Origin of the sequence: Vibrio panuliri (assembly GCF_009938205.1) — a bacterium.
GTDB classification, from domain to species: domain Bacteria; phylum Pseudomonadota; class Gammaproteobacteria; order Enterobacterales; family Vibrionaceae; genus Vibrio; species Vibrio panuliri.
Genome location: NZ_AP019654.1, coordinates 2,292,523 through 2,308,047, shown reverse-complemented (window position 1 = coordinate 2,308,047; position 15,525 = coordinate 2,292,523). Strand labels below are relative to the sequence as shown.

Annotated in this window: 13 protein-coding genes; 7 read left to right on the top strand and 6 right to left on the bottom strand. The window is 44.4% G+C overall.

The features are described from left to right. Positions 1-84: 84 nt before the first annotated feature. Together GZK95_RS10405 and GZK95_RS10400 are read left to right on the top strand one after the other, a co-directional pair. Positions 85-1,311 (top strand): Hpt domain-containing protein, encoded by a 1,227-nt coding sequence (locus GZK95_RS10405; RefSeq protein WP_075708407.1) that lies wholly within the window; start codon positions 85-87, stop codon positions 1,309-1,311. Between the two features lie 272 nt (positions 1,312-1,583). Continuing rightward, positions 1,584-2,738 (top strand): chemotaxis protein, encoded by a 1,155-nt coding sequence (locus GZK95_RS10400; protein ID WP_075714885.1) that lies wholly within the window; start codon positions 1,584-1,586, stop codon positions 2,736-2,738. Between the two features lie 60 nt (positions 2,739-2,798). Here the strand turns inward: GZK95_RS10400 and nhaC are convergent, their stop codons facing one another. Beyond that, the gene (nhaC, locus tag GZK95_RS10395; RefSeq protein ID WP_075714887.1) at positions 2,799-4,232 is read right to left on the bottom strand and encodes a Na+/H+ antiporter NhaC; all 1,434 of its coding nucleotides are present in this window, start codon (positions 4,230-4,232) and stop codon (positions 2,799-2,801) included. A gap of 572 nt (positions 4,233-4,804) precedes the next feature. On the opposite strand from nhaC, the gene asd reads away from it, so the two are divergent. Together asd and GZK95_RS10385 are read left to right on the top strand one after the other, a co-directional pair. Next, positions 4,805-5,920, top strand: a complete 1,116-nt coding sequence (gene asd / locus GZK95_RS10390; protein WP_075708663.1) for an aspartate-semialdehyde dehydrogenase — start codon at positions 4,805-4,807, stop codon at positions 5,918-5,920. Between the two features lie 261 nt (positions 5,921-6,181). Further along, positions 6,182-6,703 carry a type II secretion system protein gene (locus GZK95_RS10385; protein WP_075708402.1) on the top strand — a complete coding sequence of 174 codons (522 nt, stop codon included), beginning with the start codon at positions 6,182-6,184 and terminating at the stop codon, positions 6,701-6,703. 41 nt (positions 6,704-6,744) lie between these two features. Here GZK95_RS10385 and GZK95_RS10380 read toward each other — a convergent pair whose 3' ends face one another. Both GZK95_RS10380 and GZK95_RS10375 read right to left on the bottom strand, forming a co-directional pair. Then, positions 6,745-7,587, bottom strand: a complete 843-nt coding sequence (locus GZK95_RS10380; RefSeq protein WP_075714889.1) for an ion transporter — start codon at positions 7,585-7,587, stop codon at positions 6,745-6,747. A 79-nt stretch (positions 7,588-7,666) separates the two neighbouring features. Continuing rightward, on the bottom strand, positions 7,667-8,308 hold the full coding sequence (locus GZK95_RS10375) for a YchE family NAAT transporter (RefSeq protein ID WP_075708396.1): 642 nt from the start codon (positions 8,306-8,308) through the stop codon (positions 7,667-7,669). Positions 8,309-8,960: 652 nt separating this feature from the next. Here GZK95_RS10375 and adhE point away from each other — a divergent pair. Continuing rightward, positions 8,961-11,654 carry a bifunctional acetaldehyde-CoA/alcohol dehydrogenase gene (adhE, locus tag GZK95_RS10370; protein WP_075708394.1) on the top strand — a complete coding sequence of 898 codons (2,694 nt, stop codon included), beginning with the start codon at positions 8,961-8,963 and terminating at the stop codon, positions 11,652-11,654. A 625-nt stretch (positions 11,655-12,279) separates the two neighbouring features. Here the strand turns inward: adhE and minE are convergent. From minE to minC, 3 genes are read right to left on the bottom strand one after another with little or no spacing between them, the layout of a single operon-like run. Further along, positions 12,280-12,543, bottom strand: coding sequence for a cell division topological specificity factor MinE (gene minE, locus GZK95_RS10365; protein ID WP_075708392.1), 264 nt, complete (start codon positions 12,541-12,543; stop codon positions 12,280-12,282). A gap of 6 nt (positions 12,544-12,549) precedes the next feature. Then, positions 12,550-13,362: a septum site-determining protein MinD gene (gene minD / locus GZK95_RS10360; RefSeq protein ID WP_075708390.1), complete on the bottom strand. Its 813-nt coding sequence runs from the start codon at positions 13,360-13,362 to the stop codon at positions 12,550-12,552. A gap of 19 nt (positions 13,363-13,381) precedes the next feature. Next, positions 13,382-14,044, bottom strand: a complete 663-nt coding sequence (gene minC, locus GZK95_RS10355; protein WP_075708388.1) for a septum site-determining protein MinC — start codon at positions 14,042-14,044, stop codon at positions 13,382-13,384. A gap of 181 nt (positions 14,045-14,225) precedes the next feature. Between minC and GZK95_RS10350 the strand changes: the two genes are divergently transcribed. Then, positions 14,226-14,507 (top strand): YcgL domain-containing protein, encoded by a 282-nt coding sequence (locus GZK95_RS10350; protein ID WP_075714891.1) that lies wholly within the window; start codon positions 14,226-14,228, stop codon positions 14,505-14,507. Between the two features lie 25 nt (positions 14,508-14,532). Continuing rightward, entirely contained in the window at positions 14,533-15,501 is a 969-nt protein-coding gene (locus GZK95_RS10345; protein WP_075708384.1) for a lytic murein transglycosylase, read from the top strand. The last annotated feature ends 24 nt before the right edge of the window (positions 15,502-15,525 follow it).

Here is a 15,525-nt window from a genome sequence, read left to right as displayed (position 1 = left end):
CGACAAAACGGTCAACTAACCCTACCGATCGAGATTTTTATGTATATGCTTGTATTGGTGGATAATTAAAAAGAAAGACAGCATATGGATAAGCGTCAACTGACAATCGGTTGGTCATTAGTACTACTGTGGTTTGTGACTATTGCCGCAATCACATATAACTTCCAAGCGACAGAGCAGCGAGTCGAGCAAATCGAGCAACTGGGTGGACACATTCAGGAGTTTCGCAATTCGCTCTATTTTGATAAGCCATATCGTAGCGATATGACGGCTCAGCAAAAGCAACGTTTGACGCAAATTACAGAGTTGTGTGAGCAACTCAAGAAAACGCCTCATTTAGCATGGTCTCAGCCTGATATTGAGCAGTTGTTGTTTTCCACACAACGCTTCGTTGAGTTAAGCCAAGCGTATATTGATACTGAATTAGCACTCAAAGAATTGATCGCTAGCATTCAACAAAGACGCCTGCAATTCAACACCGACCCAGACATTCAAGCCTTCTACTACAAACTTAGTGCTTATGTGTTTGAAGCGCTGTTTTCCGCCCAATCTTCGAACTCAATGGCCTACCGCGACCTTGATACGCTCTATAGCCAATCTTTAACTTTGCAATCTGATCAACGTCAGTTGTTACAAACGGCACTCGCGCAGACTTCCAGTGTGATGGGGAGCTTTGCTCAAGGCGGTTATCTGGTTGAGCAATTAGCCAATCACTCAGTTCATCAGGAAGTGCGAGATATTGAAACGCGCTATCATCATAGTATGACGATGGCTGTTGTTGTCGGTGTAGTGGTCAGTGGCGCACTTATTCTATTTTTGATGACGTTGTATCATCGTCGATTAGTGACGAAAACAACATCGGATAGTGAGCAAACTAACGAGTCATCATCTCAATCATATCGTCATGAAGTTGTCGCTCCTAGTATGGCGTCGCCAACCCCAGAACCAGTTGAGCCTACAACGTCAGACGAGGTTCAAATTGACTTTGCTGTGATGCTTGATTCTTTGGGTGATGATAAAGAAGCAATGTGTATGTTACTTGAGGTGTTTATTAATGATCATCAAGATGACGTAGCGCAGATTTCATCATCACTGCAAAGTGCACCGGATGAAGCCAAGCGTAAAGCACATAGCCTAAAAGGGGTTGGGGGTAATTTGGGGGCGTATCAACTGCGCGACATCGCGGGCCAGATTGAAGTGGCCATCGAGCAAGATGTCACCCAAGTTCCCCAATTGTTGCCACAATTAGATAGCAAGCTCAAATTGGCAATCAAAGAAGCACAAGATTTTATCCAGCGTGAAAATGGCTAGCAACCTGCAACAGCTAAGGGTGTGTGCAGACGTTGGCTGATAAATCTCTCAAACCTTGATGTTACTCTGACCTAATCAGTAACGGTTTGATGTATAAATATGCAACCTAGCTTGACGTTGTAGTGGTATGGGTGAGTACGCCCAGTGACAACATTTTTATTGCCTTTGCTTGGCTCCCTACCTCTCAACCTAATTGCTCGGTTTTAAGACGTATGCTGAATGCTTACTACAGAGTGCACAGCAGTAACGATTGGTGGTCTATAGGTTGGATTATGTTTATTAGGCGCGCGGTTTCACTCTTTACCCTTTTATTAGCTGTTCTTGTTTCAGGCTGTTCACTACTTGAAGTGAAAATTGATAGCCAAACCGTTCCTTTGACTAAGCAAGAACTCAACATGCGCATTATGACACGTGAGTACGCGCAGCAGTTTTTTGCTCAAGTTGAACAAGCGGCAGATGTACTGCATCAGCAATATGACTCTCGTGATCAGGTGTACCAATCCTATGTGCTGTTGTGGAAAATCAATGCAGAAGAGGGGCTGCAATCTGCCGCTTATCAAGTCTCACCAATGGCAGCTTTGATTGATACTTGGGTATTTACTCACCAAATGAACCAGTTCTACCAACAGGGTAAAGGTAAGGATCTATTTGAGTTGGACGCCGCTAAGCAAGTGTCGGCTCATCTGGCGAATGAAATTGATGACTTAGCTCAATCGCTGCTTAAAGGGAGCTCTTATAAAAAATCTCGCCAGTTTGTTGCAGAGTTTGTCGAACAATATCCATTTAGTGACTTAAGTTTCATCCGAACTCCGGCTTATCGCGCATGGTTGGCGGCCAACCAAATTAGTGAAGAAGATGCGGTGACAACATTAGGAACCATGCCGGAAGCCATTGGGGATGTCTCAGATCGTTTGAGCTTAGTCTCAGAACAAACACCGAAGATTATGACGTGGAAGGCTCAGCTTTTGGCGCTGAATAGCAGTGCAAGCATTGAGCAAGTAAACCAAGCCTTGGATAGTCTCAAAGTGACGTCGGATGCGTTGAATGATTTCATTATCAACAACCCTCAATATATGACTGACTTAGCGCAGAAGATGGCGACCGAACTGCAACCGCTGGTAGAAGATATCGATCAAAAAACCGAGCAGCGCTTAGAACAGCTGAGTGAAGAACGTAAGGCTCTCGAGGCGATGGTGGCGCGTGAACGACAAGAAGTGGCAGCGATTATCTCTTTAGAGCGTGAGAAGTTTGCTCAAGACTTAGACCATGTTTCTCAACAAGTGGTCACGTTGGCGATGGATAAGTTAATCGAACTGATTAAGAGTACTATTTTGTACTTTGTGTTGTTTATTGCGGTGATCTTTTTCGCTCCACTAGGGTTAGGTTATCTACTAGGGAAACGATCAGCAGGCAAAGCAAAAAGTTAGTCTGGGCTGACTGGGAAAATAAAAAAGCGCAGCTAAATTAGCTGCGCTCAAGTAATGTTTTTATGCGGTTTGCTGTTTTAGTTCAGCTTCTTCATCTGTGGTTACTTGCGCTTGTGGCTCGCAACGGTCAATGAACCAACCCATGTATGAGCAAGTAATGGTGACGATAATACAAACAAAGCTTAACCACATAAATGGTGCGTAGGATAACGTCGCGACACCAAGAATGCTCGCCATGTAAATACCGTTATCACTCCATGGCACCATACCGGATGTTAATGTACCGCCGAACTCAGCGTTGCGTGATAAGTTCTTGCGCTTAAATCCAAGGCGATCGTAGTTTTTAGCACAGATCTTTGGTGTCAGGATCAAAGAAACATACATTGCCGAGCCAAAAACATTACCCATAAAGGCTGTGGCAATTGTTGAGGTCGCCAACGAGCCTGCGTTGTTTACTCGACGCTCGAACAGTTTGGCGATGGTTTCTAGCACACCGACTTTATCCAGCAGACCGCCAAAGCCTAGACCAAATACAATTACCGCGACAGAGCCAAGCATTGAAGACATCCCGCCTCGGTTTAAAATCGAGTCAATAAAATCCACCCCAGAAGAAATGGCAAATGGTGCCCAAGCGGTGTTAAACGCTGTTAGAAAGTCAACATCTTGCACAGTGACTGCCCAGATGATGCCGAGCAATGAGCCAAAGCTAATAACAGGGAACGACGGCATTCGCATCGCTAGCAATACCAATACAACCACCACGGGTACAAATGAAAGTGGCGTAATGTAGAACTGATTGTCCATTGCTGCGATCACATCTTGTACTTGTGACATATCGACGTTGCCGGCGTAGTGGAAACCAAACAATGTAAATAGAATACCAGTGATAACATAGCTAATGAGCGCGATAGGTAGCATACCTTTGATGTGTTCCATGACTTCTACGTTAGACATAGAAGAAGCAAGGATCACTGAATCAGATAATGGTGACATCTTGTCGCCAAAATAACAGCCAGAAAGAATCGCACCGGCAGTAACAGGTGCAGGGACTCCCAAACCTTGACCGATTCCCATCATCGCGATACCCGCTGTACCTGCTGCACCCCATGAGGTGCCCGTTGCCAGTGCGGTTAATGAGCAGATCACCATGGTAGCTAAAAGGAAAATTGAAGGGTGGATAGCTTTAAGACCATAGTAAATGATGGTAGGTACAATACCGCCAGAGATCCAAGTACCAACCAATGCTCCGACGGCGAGTAAGATAAGTACCGCGCCAAGGCCATTCGAAATACCATTTAAGGCGGCTTGTTCAAGTTCTTTGTACTTGTGACCAAGTCTTAAGCCTAAGGTAATGATAATGAACCAGCCGATGTAAAGTGCTAGCTGGATTGGTAGATTTAACTGGGCTGTGAACGAAAAAGCCATCAGTAGAAATAAACCAAGTGAGACAACGACTTGTGTCAAACTTGGCAGTCGAGGTAGATGTTGCGTCATAGCGAGCCTCTTTGCTATTGAAATCGAACTCCTTACCCAGTTTATGCACTTTGTGACATAAATGGCGTGTTCGCTCTATTTTTAGTGAAAATCATCAGTTTGTGATGGTTTTCTATTGGAACAGTTGCATTAGGTAAGGACTTTGAGTGTTAACTCCTTTTTATTTGCGGCGAAACCATACATCAAGTGAGTGAATAATTCGAGAATATGAGGTCTAATTGTATAAATTAGCTTCTGATTGGTGAAAATATAGTTAATTTGGTTAAAGTTGTGCATTCGAGCTGTAGCTTTGCTTTGGTTGAAGTGTAATCTTAATGTGCCACAGTGGCGGTGGTTATTTGTTCAGTTGCATGGAGTGTCAGTGACGAGAGCAAGCGTGAAAACGCGATAAAAAAGGTTCGATAGCAACATTTTATTAAAAATAACTGACTAAAGTTCAATTTTTAGCTTGAGATTTTTGTTTGAAAATTGAAAGATGGTCAGAGTATACCCAATTCACTTTATTTAAGGGGATGAGCGCTCTGAGGGGAATTGGGTATACGCAATTTAATTGAATACATGGAGAGTTGATGATGAGAGTAGGTTTAGTTGGGTGGCGCGGCATGGTAGGTTCTGTGCTGATGCAACGAATGGTAGAAGAAGGCGATTTCGACCTTATTGAACCCGTGTTTTACAGCACCTCACAAGTGGGCATCCCCGCGCCTTTCTTGGGTAAAGATGCTGGTGATCTGCAAGATGCATTTGATATTGAGAGTTTAAAACAGCTTGATGCAGTAATTACTTGTCAAGGTGGTGGCTATACAGAGAAGGTTTATCCTGCTCTTCGCCAAGCGGGTTGGAAAGGCTACTGGATTGATGCCGCTTCAACTTTACGCATGGCATCTGACTCTATTATCACGCTTGATCCGGTTAACCATGCTCAGATTCAACAAGGTATTCACTCAGGTACCAATACCTTTGTGGGTGGTAACTGTACGGTCAGTTTAATGTTGATGGGATTGGGCGGTCTGTTTGAAAAAGGTCTAGTCGAGTGGACCAGTGCGATGACCTACCAAGCAGCATCAGGTGCAGGCGCGCAAAATATGCGTGAACTTATCTCCCAAATGGGTGTGATTAATGATGCAGTGAGTTCAGAATTAGCCAACCCTGCAAGCTCTATCCTTGATATCGACAAGAAAGTTGCAGATACAATGCGCAGCGGTTCTTTTCCAACAGACAAGTTCGGCGTGCCGCTTGCGGGCTCATTGATTCCGTGGATTGATGTTAAGCGCGATAATGGTCAGAGCAAAGAAGAGTGGAAAGCGGGTGTAGAAGCTAACAAAATTTTAGGCTTCCAAGACTCGCCAGTGCCAATTGATGGTACCTGTGTTCGTATCGGTGCGATGCGTTGTCACTCTCAAGCGCTTACCATCAAGCTAAAGCAAAATGTGCCGATGGATGAAATCGAAGAGATTATCTCGACGCATAACGATTGGGTGAAAGTGATCCCGAACGACCGTGATATTACCGCGCAAGAGCTGACACCGGCGAAAGTAACCGGAACGCTATCTATCCCTGTAGGCCGTCTACGTAAAATGGCAATGGGCGACGATTTCTTAAATGCGTTTACAGTGGGCGACCAACTTCTTTGGGGGGCGGCAGAGCCACTACGTCGTACGTTGCGTATCATCCTTGCAGAAAAGCAATAACCGACTACTTACTTAATCGTTAGTGATTGATAGCCACCGTATTTCGCGGTGGCTTTTTGTTTTCTAGGCCAATATAGGGTTTTGTTTTTTGTTGATGCTTTTGTAAGTGAACAGCGAAAAACTGAGGTTTTGCATGAAAGTGCGATCAAAAACAAAAACTTAGAGTGACACAATTGCTCGAAGGATATTGACTCAATGTTGACTTCTCTCTGACGTGACCAACTTAGTGTGGCAACTTTGTGACGAATTGCGGAGGAAAAAATGAGAGTGTACAAGCAAGGTTTTACTTTGATTGAGTTGGTGGTGGTGATAGTGATCTTGGGTATTTTATCAGCGGTCGCGATGCCTAAGTTTCTCAATCTCAGTGATGACGCCAATCGCGCAGCATTACAGGGTGTATCTGGCGCAGTGCATGATGCGGTTGAGCTTGCACACAGCAAAGCGCTTGTATTAGGGAAAGAAAACGAACCAACCTATACCATTGATGGGTACGGTGGCATTCAATTTGGTTATCCTTCGGTCAACAAGCAAGGGTTAGTGGAGTTTCTAGAGCTCGATGAGGGCTACCATGACCTAACAAAAGAATGGGTGTGGGCTGCTCAGAACCAAGGCAGCATTGCAGATCCTGATTACTGGATTGTTACTCGTTCTAGCTACTTAAAAAATTACTCCGGTTCTGATTTTAATGCAGAGATTGAAGCGACAGAGTGTTACGTAAAATACACCGCAGCAATGGAAGTGGGGGCGGATGTTCAAATTGAAACGGTCGATGATGGTTGCTAGCGATTAGCAATAGAAGAAAAGCTCCCGAGGGAGCTTTTTTGCTATTTATCAACAGGAACGACCCGTTCATCCGGTTCCGCTAGGTCACTACCACAGTGTTTACAGTACATTGCGTCCGCCTCATGGCCCGTTTTAGAGCAGTTAGGACATTTCACCAGAGTCCGGTGCGACTTCATTTCATTGTTGAGCTCGGCGGTGATAATCCCTGTTGGTACCGCAAGAATTGAGTAGCCCAAGAGCATTGTCAGCGAAGCTAGCCCTTTGCCTAATGCGGTTTGTGGTACTAAGTCCCCATATCCCACCGTTGTAATGGTAACAATTGCCCAATAAATACTTTGCGGAATACTGGTAAAGCCATTTTGTGGCCCCTCGATTACGTAAATCAAAGAGCCGAAAATAGTCACTAAGATGGCAACCGTATTAAAGAAGATAAAAATCTTACGTTTTGCCATTAACAGCGAGCGTAAGAGAATATTCGAATCTTGTAGATAACGAACTAATTTAAGCACGCGGAAGATCCGCATAACACGCAACAAGCGGATGACACCCATAAATGCTACAGACGGGAAGAAAATAGCGATATAGGTGGGCAGGATGGCTAGTAAATCGATAATGCCATAAAAGCTGGTTGCATAAGCTCTTGGTTTCGGAGAGCAGTAGAGGCGCAGGATATACTCAATCGTAAATAGCCCGGTAAAGAAATATTCACCGTAACGCAGTTGAGTGCTCCATTCGACCATCACATTGGGCAGTGACTCGAGAACAAGGACTAGCAGCGAGGTTAAGATAGCGATGATTAAGCCAATATCAAATACTCGACCTGCAGTTGTGTGAGTACCGAAGATAATGACGTATAGCTGATGCTGTAAAGAAGATTTAGGCATGACGCAACATAGTGGTTTTCTTTATGTCACATCATACCAGAAAGCAAACGTTAGGCTAATCAACATAGCCAACGGGATATTACCCCATTAATGCTGGAAACAGTCCGCGTAAACCATTCGCAATAAATTCAATACCCAGCGCACCTAAAATCAAACCCATAATACGGGTAATAATGTTGATCCCTGTTTGACCCAGAAAACGCACGATAAACGGGGCAGAGCGGTAGAGAAGCCATGAGCAGAAGCAAAAAACCACAATAGTCAGCGCGATGCCGACCGTATCAAGAAGGTTAGGGTGACGAGCTCCGTAGACAATCGTCGAGCTGATTGCACCAGGGCCCGCTAATAGAGGCATGGCAAGTGGCACAACGCCAATTTGCTCGCGGCTAACGTATTCGCTTTTTTCCTGATTGTTCTGTTTATCTTCACCCAACTTACCGCTCATCATCGAAAAGGCAATAGTTAGGATCAGCAATCCACCTACCACTCGGAACGAATCTAGCGAAATGCTGAACATATCCAGCAACACCTGACCTGCAACCAGCGAGATAATCAAAATACTGGCAATGGCAATATGGGCGGTGCGTGCGGTCTTACGTTTTTCTTCTAAAGTCATATGACCGGTCAAAGAAACAAAGATAGGCATGATGCCAATTGGGTTTACTGCAGCAACCAGTCCTAGAAAGAACTGAAGGAAAATAGCTAGCTCAATAGTCTGCATAGTCGCGCTCAAAGGTCCACAGAGTTGAAATGATAAAGATGTAAATTGCGGCGCATAATGTAGTGCATAACGGCTCAGTAAACGAATGAAAAAAACTAACGTATAAAGGTTGCTACGAGTGAGAAAATCTTATCGTTTGCTTGTTGTAAATACAGATGAGGTTGAATGTTAATCAACAAGGCTTTCAATTCTGAGTTTTGCTTCATAAACGTTAACATTCGCACACTTTCAACAAAAATTATGTCGAGTTGTAGAGAGATAATGTGGTTGCGATATACTCCTAGTAGCACAAATTTCAGGAGCTACATGAAAGTGTGTGGCTAAAAAATGAAATTTTTTTACAGATTATTGTCGTTTTCTATGTTTTTTGGTTCGATTGCTACTTTTTTGTTCAGTTTTTGTTTTGGGTTTTTATTGTTTTATTTCAATTAGTTATGGTGATTTGTTTCCAGTTGGCACCACTTTAGGGTTAATTAGATTGCGAGAACTGATCTAAGTCAATTTTTTTCACAACTTGAAATAATATACTCAGCCCTGAAAGCAATTTACTAAGCGTGTTGTAAGTCGGACTTCAGACAGTATTGGCGAAGCAATATAGAGCAACAGACTTAATAAAAAGTTTTTAATATTTGTTAATTTTAGGAGATTCCCTATGCCTGTAACTAACTTAGCTGAACTAGATGCTCTAGTAGAACGCGTAAAAGCGGCTCAAGCTGAATTTGCTACTTACTCTCAAGAGCAAGTAGACAAGATCTTCCGCGCAGCATCTTTAGCAGCTAACCAAGCTCGTATCCCGCTAGCACAACAAGCGGTTGCAGAGTCTGGTATGGGTATTGTTGAAGATAAAGTAATCAAGAACCACTTCGCATCTGAGTTCATTTACAACAAATACAAAGATGAGAAAACTTGTGGCGTTCTTGAAGAAGACGACAACCTAGGCACAATGACTATCGCAGAGCCTGTAGGTATCATTTGCGGTATCGTTCCAACAACTAACCCAACCTCTACAGCGATCTTCAAATCTCTAATCTCTCTGAAGACTCGTAACGGTATCATCTTCTCACCACACCCACGCGCTAAAAACTCAACTAACGATGCAGCTAAACTAGTTCTAGATGCAGCAGTTGCAGCAGGCGCACCAAAAGACATCATCGGTTGGATCGACCAACCTTCAGTTGAGCTTTCTAACGCTCTTATGAAGCACGATGGTATCGCTCTTATCCTTGCAACTGGTGGTCCAGGCATGGTTAAAGCAGCTTACTCTTCTGGTAAACCAGCAATCGGTGTAGGTGCAGGTAACGTTCCAGTTGTTATCGATGAAACAGCAGACATCAAACGTGCTGTAGCATCTATCCTAATGTCTAAAACTTTCGATAACGGCGTAGTATGTGCTTCTGAGCAGGCTGCAATCGTTGTTGACTCTGTATACGACGAAGTTAAAGAGCGTTTCGCTTCTCACAAAGCTTACGTTCTAAACAAAGCTGAAGCGGACAAAGTTCGTAAAGTTTTGCTAATCGACGGTAACCTAAACGCGAAAATCGTAGGTCAGCCAGCAGCAGCAATCGCTGAAATGGCAGGCGTTAAAGTTCCAGCTGACACTAAAGTTCTTGTTGGTGAAGGTCTTGGTAAAGTTTCATACGATGACGCATTTGCTCACGAGAAACTATCTCCAACTCTAGGTCTATTCCGTGCAGACAACTTCGAAGACGCAGTTGCTCAAGCGGTAACTATGGTTGAAATCGGTGGTATCGGTCACACATCTGGCCTATACACTAACCAAGACGTAAACGCTGATCGCATCCGTTACTTCGGCGACAAGATGAAGACTGCACGTATCCTTGTAAACATCCCAACTACTCACGGTGGTATCGGTGACCTTTACAACTTCAACGTAGCGCCTTCTCTAACTCTAGGTTGTGGTTCTTGGGGTGGTAACTCTATCTCTGAGAACGTAGGTCCTAAGCACCTAATCAACAAGAAAACTGTAGCGAAGCGAGCTGAAAACATGTTGTGGCACAAACTACCTAAGTCTATCTACTTCCGTCGTGGTAGCCTTCCAATCGCTCTTAGCGACCTAGAAGGTAAGAAACGCGCATTCCTAGTAACTGACCGTTTCCTATTCAACAATGGCTACTCAGATGAAGTTGTGAAACTACTGAAAGCTCAAGGTATGGAAGTTCAAACGTTCTTTGACGTTGAAGCTGACCCAACGCTATCTGTAGTTAAGAAAGGTGCGGATGCAATGCAAAGCTTCCAACCTGACGTAATCCTAGCGCTAGGTGGTGGTTCACCAATGGATGCGGCTAAGATCATGTGGGTTATGTACGAGCACCCAGAAACAGCATTTGAAGAACTAGCAATGCGCTTTATGGACATCCGTAAACGTATCTACAAGTTCCCTAAAATGGGTCAAAAAGCTGAGCTTGTATGTATCACTACAACTTCAGGTACAGGTTCAGAAGTTACGCCATTCGCGGTTGTTACAGACGACGAAACTGGTGCTAAATACCCACTAGCTGACTACGAACTAACTCCTAACATGGCTATCGTTGACGCGAACCTTGTTATGAACATGCCTAAGTCTCTAACAGCATTCGGTGGTTACGATGCAGTAACTCACGCTCTAGAAGCTTACGTATCAGTTCTAGCGAACGAATACTCAGACGGTCAGGCTCTACAAGCACTTAAGATGCTTAAAGAGTACCTACCTTCAAGCTACGCGAACGGTGCTAACGACCCAATCGCTCGTGAGAAAGTACATAACGCAGCAACTATCGCTGGTATGGCATTTGCGAACGCATTCCTAGGTGTTTGTCACTCAATGGCACACAAACTAGGTGCTGAGTTCCACCTACCACACGGTTTGGCTAACGCGCTACTTATCTCTAACGTGGTACGTTACAACGCGAACGACAACCCAACTAAACAAACTGCGTTCTCTCAATACGACCGTCCACAAGCACGTCGTCGTTACGCTGAAGTTGCTGACCACCTAGGCCTAAGCCAAGCCGGTGACCGCACTGCTCAGAAGATTGAACGTCTACTAGCATGGTTGGAAGAGCTTAAAGGTGACCTAGACATTCCACTGTCTATCCAAGCGGCTGGCGTAAACGAAGCTGACTTCGTAGCGAAAGTTGATGAGCTAGCAGTAGAAGCGTTCGATGACCAATGTACTGGTGCGAACCCACGCTACCCTCTAATCACTGAGCTGAAAGAAGTTCTACTAGCTTCTTACTACGGTAAAGCTTTTGTTGAAGGTGAAACTTTCGAAGGTACTACTGTAATCAAGAAGAAAGCAGACCAAGAAGCAGCAAAAAAAGGTAAGAAAGAGAAAGCTGGTGCTTAATTAGCTTCTCCGTTATGAATTAAGTTTTCGCTAGCACGTAACCTTAATTCGGGAAAAAGGTTCAAAGCCCTCATCGTAAGATGGGGGCTTTTTTTATGCGCGTTATTTGGGATTGCAAAGGGAAGCGTTGTACGCCTTTTTGAGCGTGCTTGTGCCTGTTCTGTAATTTCATAGAGTGGGTTTCTGCTTTTCTTGTCACTACATAGAACACGCTTATCCTTTACCTGCTACTCCATAGAACATGCTTATGCCTTTTCTGTCAGTTCATAGGGCGTACCTGTTCTGTCATTCCATAGAGCGCGTAGCGCGAGTAGGGAATCTTATTCTTGGTGTGAAGAACGAGATCCCCAACTCGGTCGTTCCTCCCTCTCGGGGATGACAATTTTGGGGTTTGTTTGTATCCCTTTTTGTGATGGCAAATGTTGGGCTTTGTTGTTCTTCCCTCTTGAGGATGATAACTTTTTGGAGTAGCGCTCGCTTATTCCCGGAGCGAAGCTCTGCTTCGCGTTCTCGCATCCCGAAGTGGAGCGCAGCGAAACGTTCTCAAATCCCAATCTTCAGCCAACAAAAAAGGCTGATGCTTGCACATCAACCTTTTAATCACTGCTTGAGTTAGCGTTGCCGCTTACTTCTCATCTTCCGGCAGTTTAACATTCAGCTCTAACACTGAAATATCATCATCTTTATGTTCGAAAGAGAGCTCAACCATCGAAGGGTCGATAGCCACGTACTTACTGATTACCTTGAGGATATCCTCCTTCAATTGTGGTAAGTAAGATGGCGCTGGGTCGTCATGGCTGCGGCGCTCAGCAACGATAATTTGCAAACGCTCTTTGGCTAAGTTTGCTGACGTCTTCTTTTGTGGACGGAAAAATTCCAGTAGTGACATGCCTAATTAGCCTCCAAATAGTCGTTTAAAAATCCCTTTCTTCTGCTCGGTTAAGAAGCGGAAGTCAATTTGCTCACCAAGCAGACGATCAACGGTATCAGAGTAAGCTTGGCCTGCATCAGACTGATCGTCAAAAATTACTGGTACACCTTTGTTCGAAGCATTTAGCACCGCTTGGCTTTCAGGAATAACGCCTAAAAGAGAAATGTGTAGGATCTCTTCCACATCTTCAACGCTAAGCATTTCGCCTTGATTAACGCGCGCTGGGTTATAGCGTGTCAATAGAAGGTGCTGTTTTACTGGCTCTAGGCCCTGTTCTGCGCGTACTGACTTAGAGTCAAGGATGCCGAGGATGCGGTCTGAGTCGCGAACAGAGGAGACTTCTGGGTTAGTAGTGACGATTGCTTCATCGGCGAAGTAAAGTGCCATCAGTGCGCCTTGCTCGATACCAGCTGGAGAGTCACAAATGACGAACTCAAAGCCCATTTCATCAAGCTCATCAAGCACTCGTCTAACCCCTTCTTTGGTTAGCGCATCTTTGTCACGAGTCTGTGATGCAGGCAGAATGAAAAGGTTCTCTGTGCGTTTGTCTTTGATCATCGCTTGGTTCAGCGTTGCTTCACCATTGATAACGTTAACAAAGTCATAAACGACACGACGTTCACAACCCATGATCAAATCAAGGTTACGTAGACCAATATCAAAATCAATTACCGCGGTCTTTTTGCCCTTGAGAGCAAGACCAGAAGCAATTGCAGCACTAGATGTAGTTTTACCTACGCCGCCTTTACCTGACGTCACAACAATAATGCGTGCCATTATTTATTCCTTATAATTTTTAAATCTTTAACAACTCAAATTTGAGCGAGTCGTTTTCCAAACTAAATAAAACTTTTTGCTGCCAAAACTCTTCGGCAAATTGTTCGGTAAGCCAATAGTGACCAGCGATAGACATAAGCTCTGCGTGTAGCTTGTTACACACTATCACAGCTCCTGTATTACCGCTCGCGCCGGCGATAGCGCGTCCACGCAACGTACCGTGGATATGTATCGAACCATCAGCAATGACTTCTGCCCCTTCGCTGACGTGATTTAACACCACAAGATCGGCATCCTTGGCATAAATTTGTTGCCCAGAGCGAACGGGAGTACGAATAATCTTAGTTGGCCCCATTTTAGCGGGTGCCTGTGCCGGAGATTTACTCGCCGACATAATGGCGAAACCTGCGTCACGCGCCATATTTTGTGTTCGTTTGTCTTTGCTACCGGTGATCCCTACCGGAATCATACCCACATCAGAAATCCCTTGTTTTAACGCAGCGAAATCAATATCACCTTCCGCTAAAGAGACATTGATTACGACAGGGGCCGATGTGAAAAATGCGGGAGCTTGTTCGACCTTTTCTTGTAGAAAACGAATCGTTTTTTCGACATCGTGATCAGAAAGGTGCAAAACTGACAAAGTAAAACTACTACCTTTTAAATCCGGTGTATGTGACATCTTTTACTTTGGACCTCGTTTATTAATCGCTGTTGCAGAAATGACGTTGCCTGCGAGTAGGGGTATCATGTTATATTCCCTCAATAAGCTCAGCAAGTTATCTTGCTGTCAATTGAGTGTTTTGCTAAAAAAAAATACAAAACATACATATTTCCAATGATTGATGAACTAAAGGCTTCTCATGCTTTGTGCTATTTACAAAAGTGCTAAAAAAGAGGGTGCATACCTATATGTGCCAAAAAAGGACGACTTTTCACAAGTTCCTGACCAACTAATGCAGATGTTTGGTAAACCGACTATGGTGATGGTGGTGAACTTATCGGGTCGCATTTTGGCACAGGTTGATATCGAAAAAGTGAAACAGTCCATGAATGAGCAAGGATATTTCTTGCAATTGCCGCCGCCACCAAAGAACCTATTAGATGAGTACAAAGAGCAAAAAGCCCGTCTAAAATCAGAATAATGCACCGTCGTCCAAGGAGGCAATCGTGAAGAAAGTGCTGTCAGTTGTTTTAGGTTTAACTTTGAGTTCTGCTGTTTTTGCGCAAGACAAAGACTTTGATCAATATGTCGAAGGCTTAAAAGCTCAAGCGCTTGAGCAAGGAATCTCGCAACAGATTGTGACTGATGCTTTTGCTGACGTGACCTACAAACCAAGAGCGGTGAAAGCCGATCGGAACCAACCAGAGAAGCGTTTAACGCTCGATGAGTACATCCCACGAGCGGTACCTGATTGGAAGGTAAAACAGGCGAAAGAGCTCTACCAAAAACACCAAGCTGAGCTTTCTCGAATTGGTGAAGAATACGGTGTACAGCCAAGATTTATTGTCGCGCTTTGGGGAATCGAGAGTAATTTTGGTCGCTTCACGGGCAATTACAGTGTGGTTGATGCTCTCTCTACCATGGCTTATGACGGCCGCCGCGAAGAGTTTTTCCGCTCGGAGTTGATGGCTGCGTTAACCATTTTGCAGCAAGGGCACATTCAAGTTGAAGATATGAAGGGCTCTTGGGCTGGCGCGATGGGACAATGTCAGTTTATGCCAAGCTCATTTATCAACTTTGCTGCTGATGGTAATGGCGATGGTAAGAAAGATATTTGGAACACTGAAGCAGATGTATTTGCCTCGGCAGCAAATTATCTTCATCAATCTGGTTGGGATGATACCTACACATGGGGTCGCCAGGTTAAGTTACCTAAAGGCTTTGACATGAGTATTGAGGGACGTGTTGAAGGTAAAGAGAAAACATTGGCAGAATGGAATCAACTCGGTATTACTCGTTTTGACGGCTCGCCATTGCCCAATGTTGACGTCGATGCTTGGTTGACGGCCCCTGATAATGCTAATGGTCGAGTCTACTTGGTTTACAACAACTACAATGTGTTGATGAAGTGGAATCGCTCATACTACTTTGCATTGGCGGTGAGTCACTTAGCTGACCGTATTATGCTCGACTAAACGTGTTCAACACGCGCTAGCCTT

Excerpts from the sequence above, each read along its gene's own strand:
- GZK95_RS10400 (WP_075714885.1), top strand. The coding sequence starts at position 1,584 with ATGTTTATTAGGCGCGCGGTTTCACTCTTTACCCTTTTATTAGCTGTT.
- minD (WP_075708390.1), bottom strand. The coding sequence starts at position 13,362 with ATGGCACGCATTATTGTTGTGACGTCAGGTAAAGGCGGCGTAGGTAAA.
- GZK95_RS10350 (WP_075714891.1), top strand. The coding sequence starts at position 14,226 with ATGCTTTGTGCTATTTACAAAAGTGCTAAAAAAGAGGGTGCATACCTA.
- asd (WP_075708663.1), top strand. The coding sequence starts at position 4,805 with ATGAGAGTAGGTTTAGTTGGGTGGCGCGGCATGGTAGGTTCTGTGCTG.
- GZK95_RS10380 (WP_075714889.1), bottom strand. The coding sequence starts at position 7,587 with ATGCCTAAATCTTCTTTACAGCATCAGCTATACGTCATTATCTTCGGT.
- nhaC (WP_075714887.1), bottom strand. The coding sequence starts at position 4,232 with ATGACGCAACATCTACCTCGACTGCCAAGTTTGACACAAGTCGTTGTC.
- GZK95_RS10405 (WP_075708407.1), top strand. The coding sequence starts at position 85 with ATGGATAAGCGTCAACTGACAATCGGTTGGTCATTAGTACTACTGTGG.
- GZK95_RS10385 (WP_075708402.1), top strand. The coding sequence starts at position 6,182 with ATGAGAGTGTACAAGCAAGGTTTTACTTTGATTGAGTTGGTGGTGGTG.
- minC (WP_075708388.1), bottom strand. The coding sequence starts at position 14,044 with ATGTCACATACACCGGATTTAAAAGGTAGTAGTTTTACTTTGTCAGTT.
- minE (WP_075708392.1), bottom strand. The coding sequence starts at position 12,543 with ATGTCACTACTGGAATTTTTCCGTCCACAAAAGAAGACGTCAGCAAAC.
- GZK95_RS10375 (WP_075708396.1), bottom strand. The coding sequence starts at position 8,308 with ATGCAGACTATTGAGCTAGCTATTTTCCTTCAGTTCTTTCTAGGACTG.
- adhE (WP_075708394.1), top strand. The coding sequence starts at position 8,961 with ATGCCTGTAACTAACTTAGCTGAACTAGATGCTCTAGTAGAACGCGTA.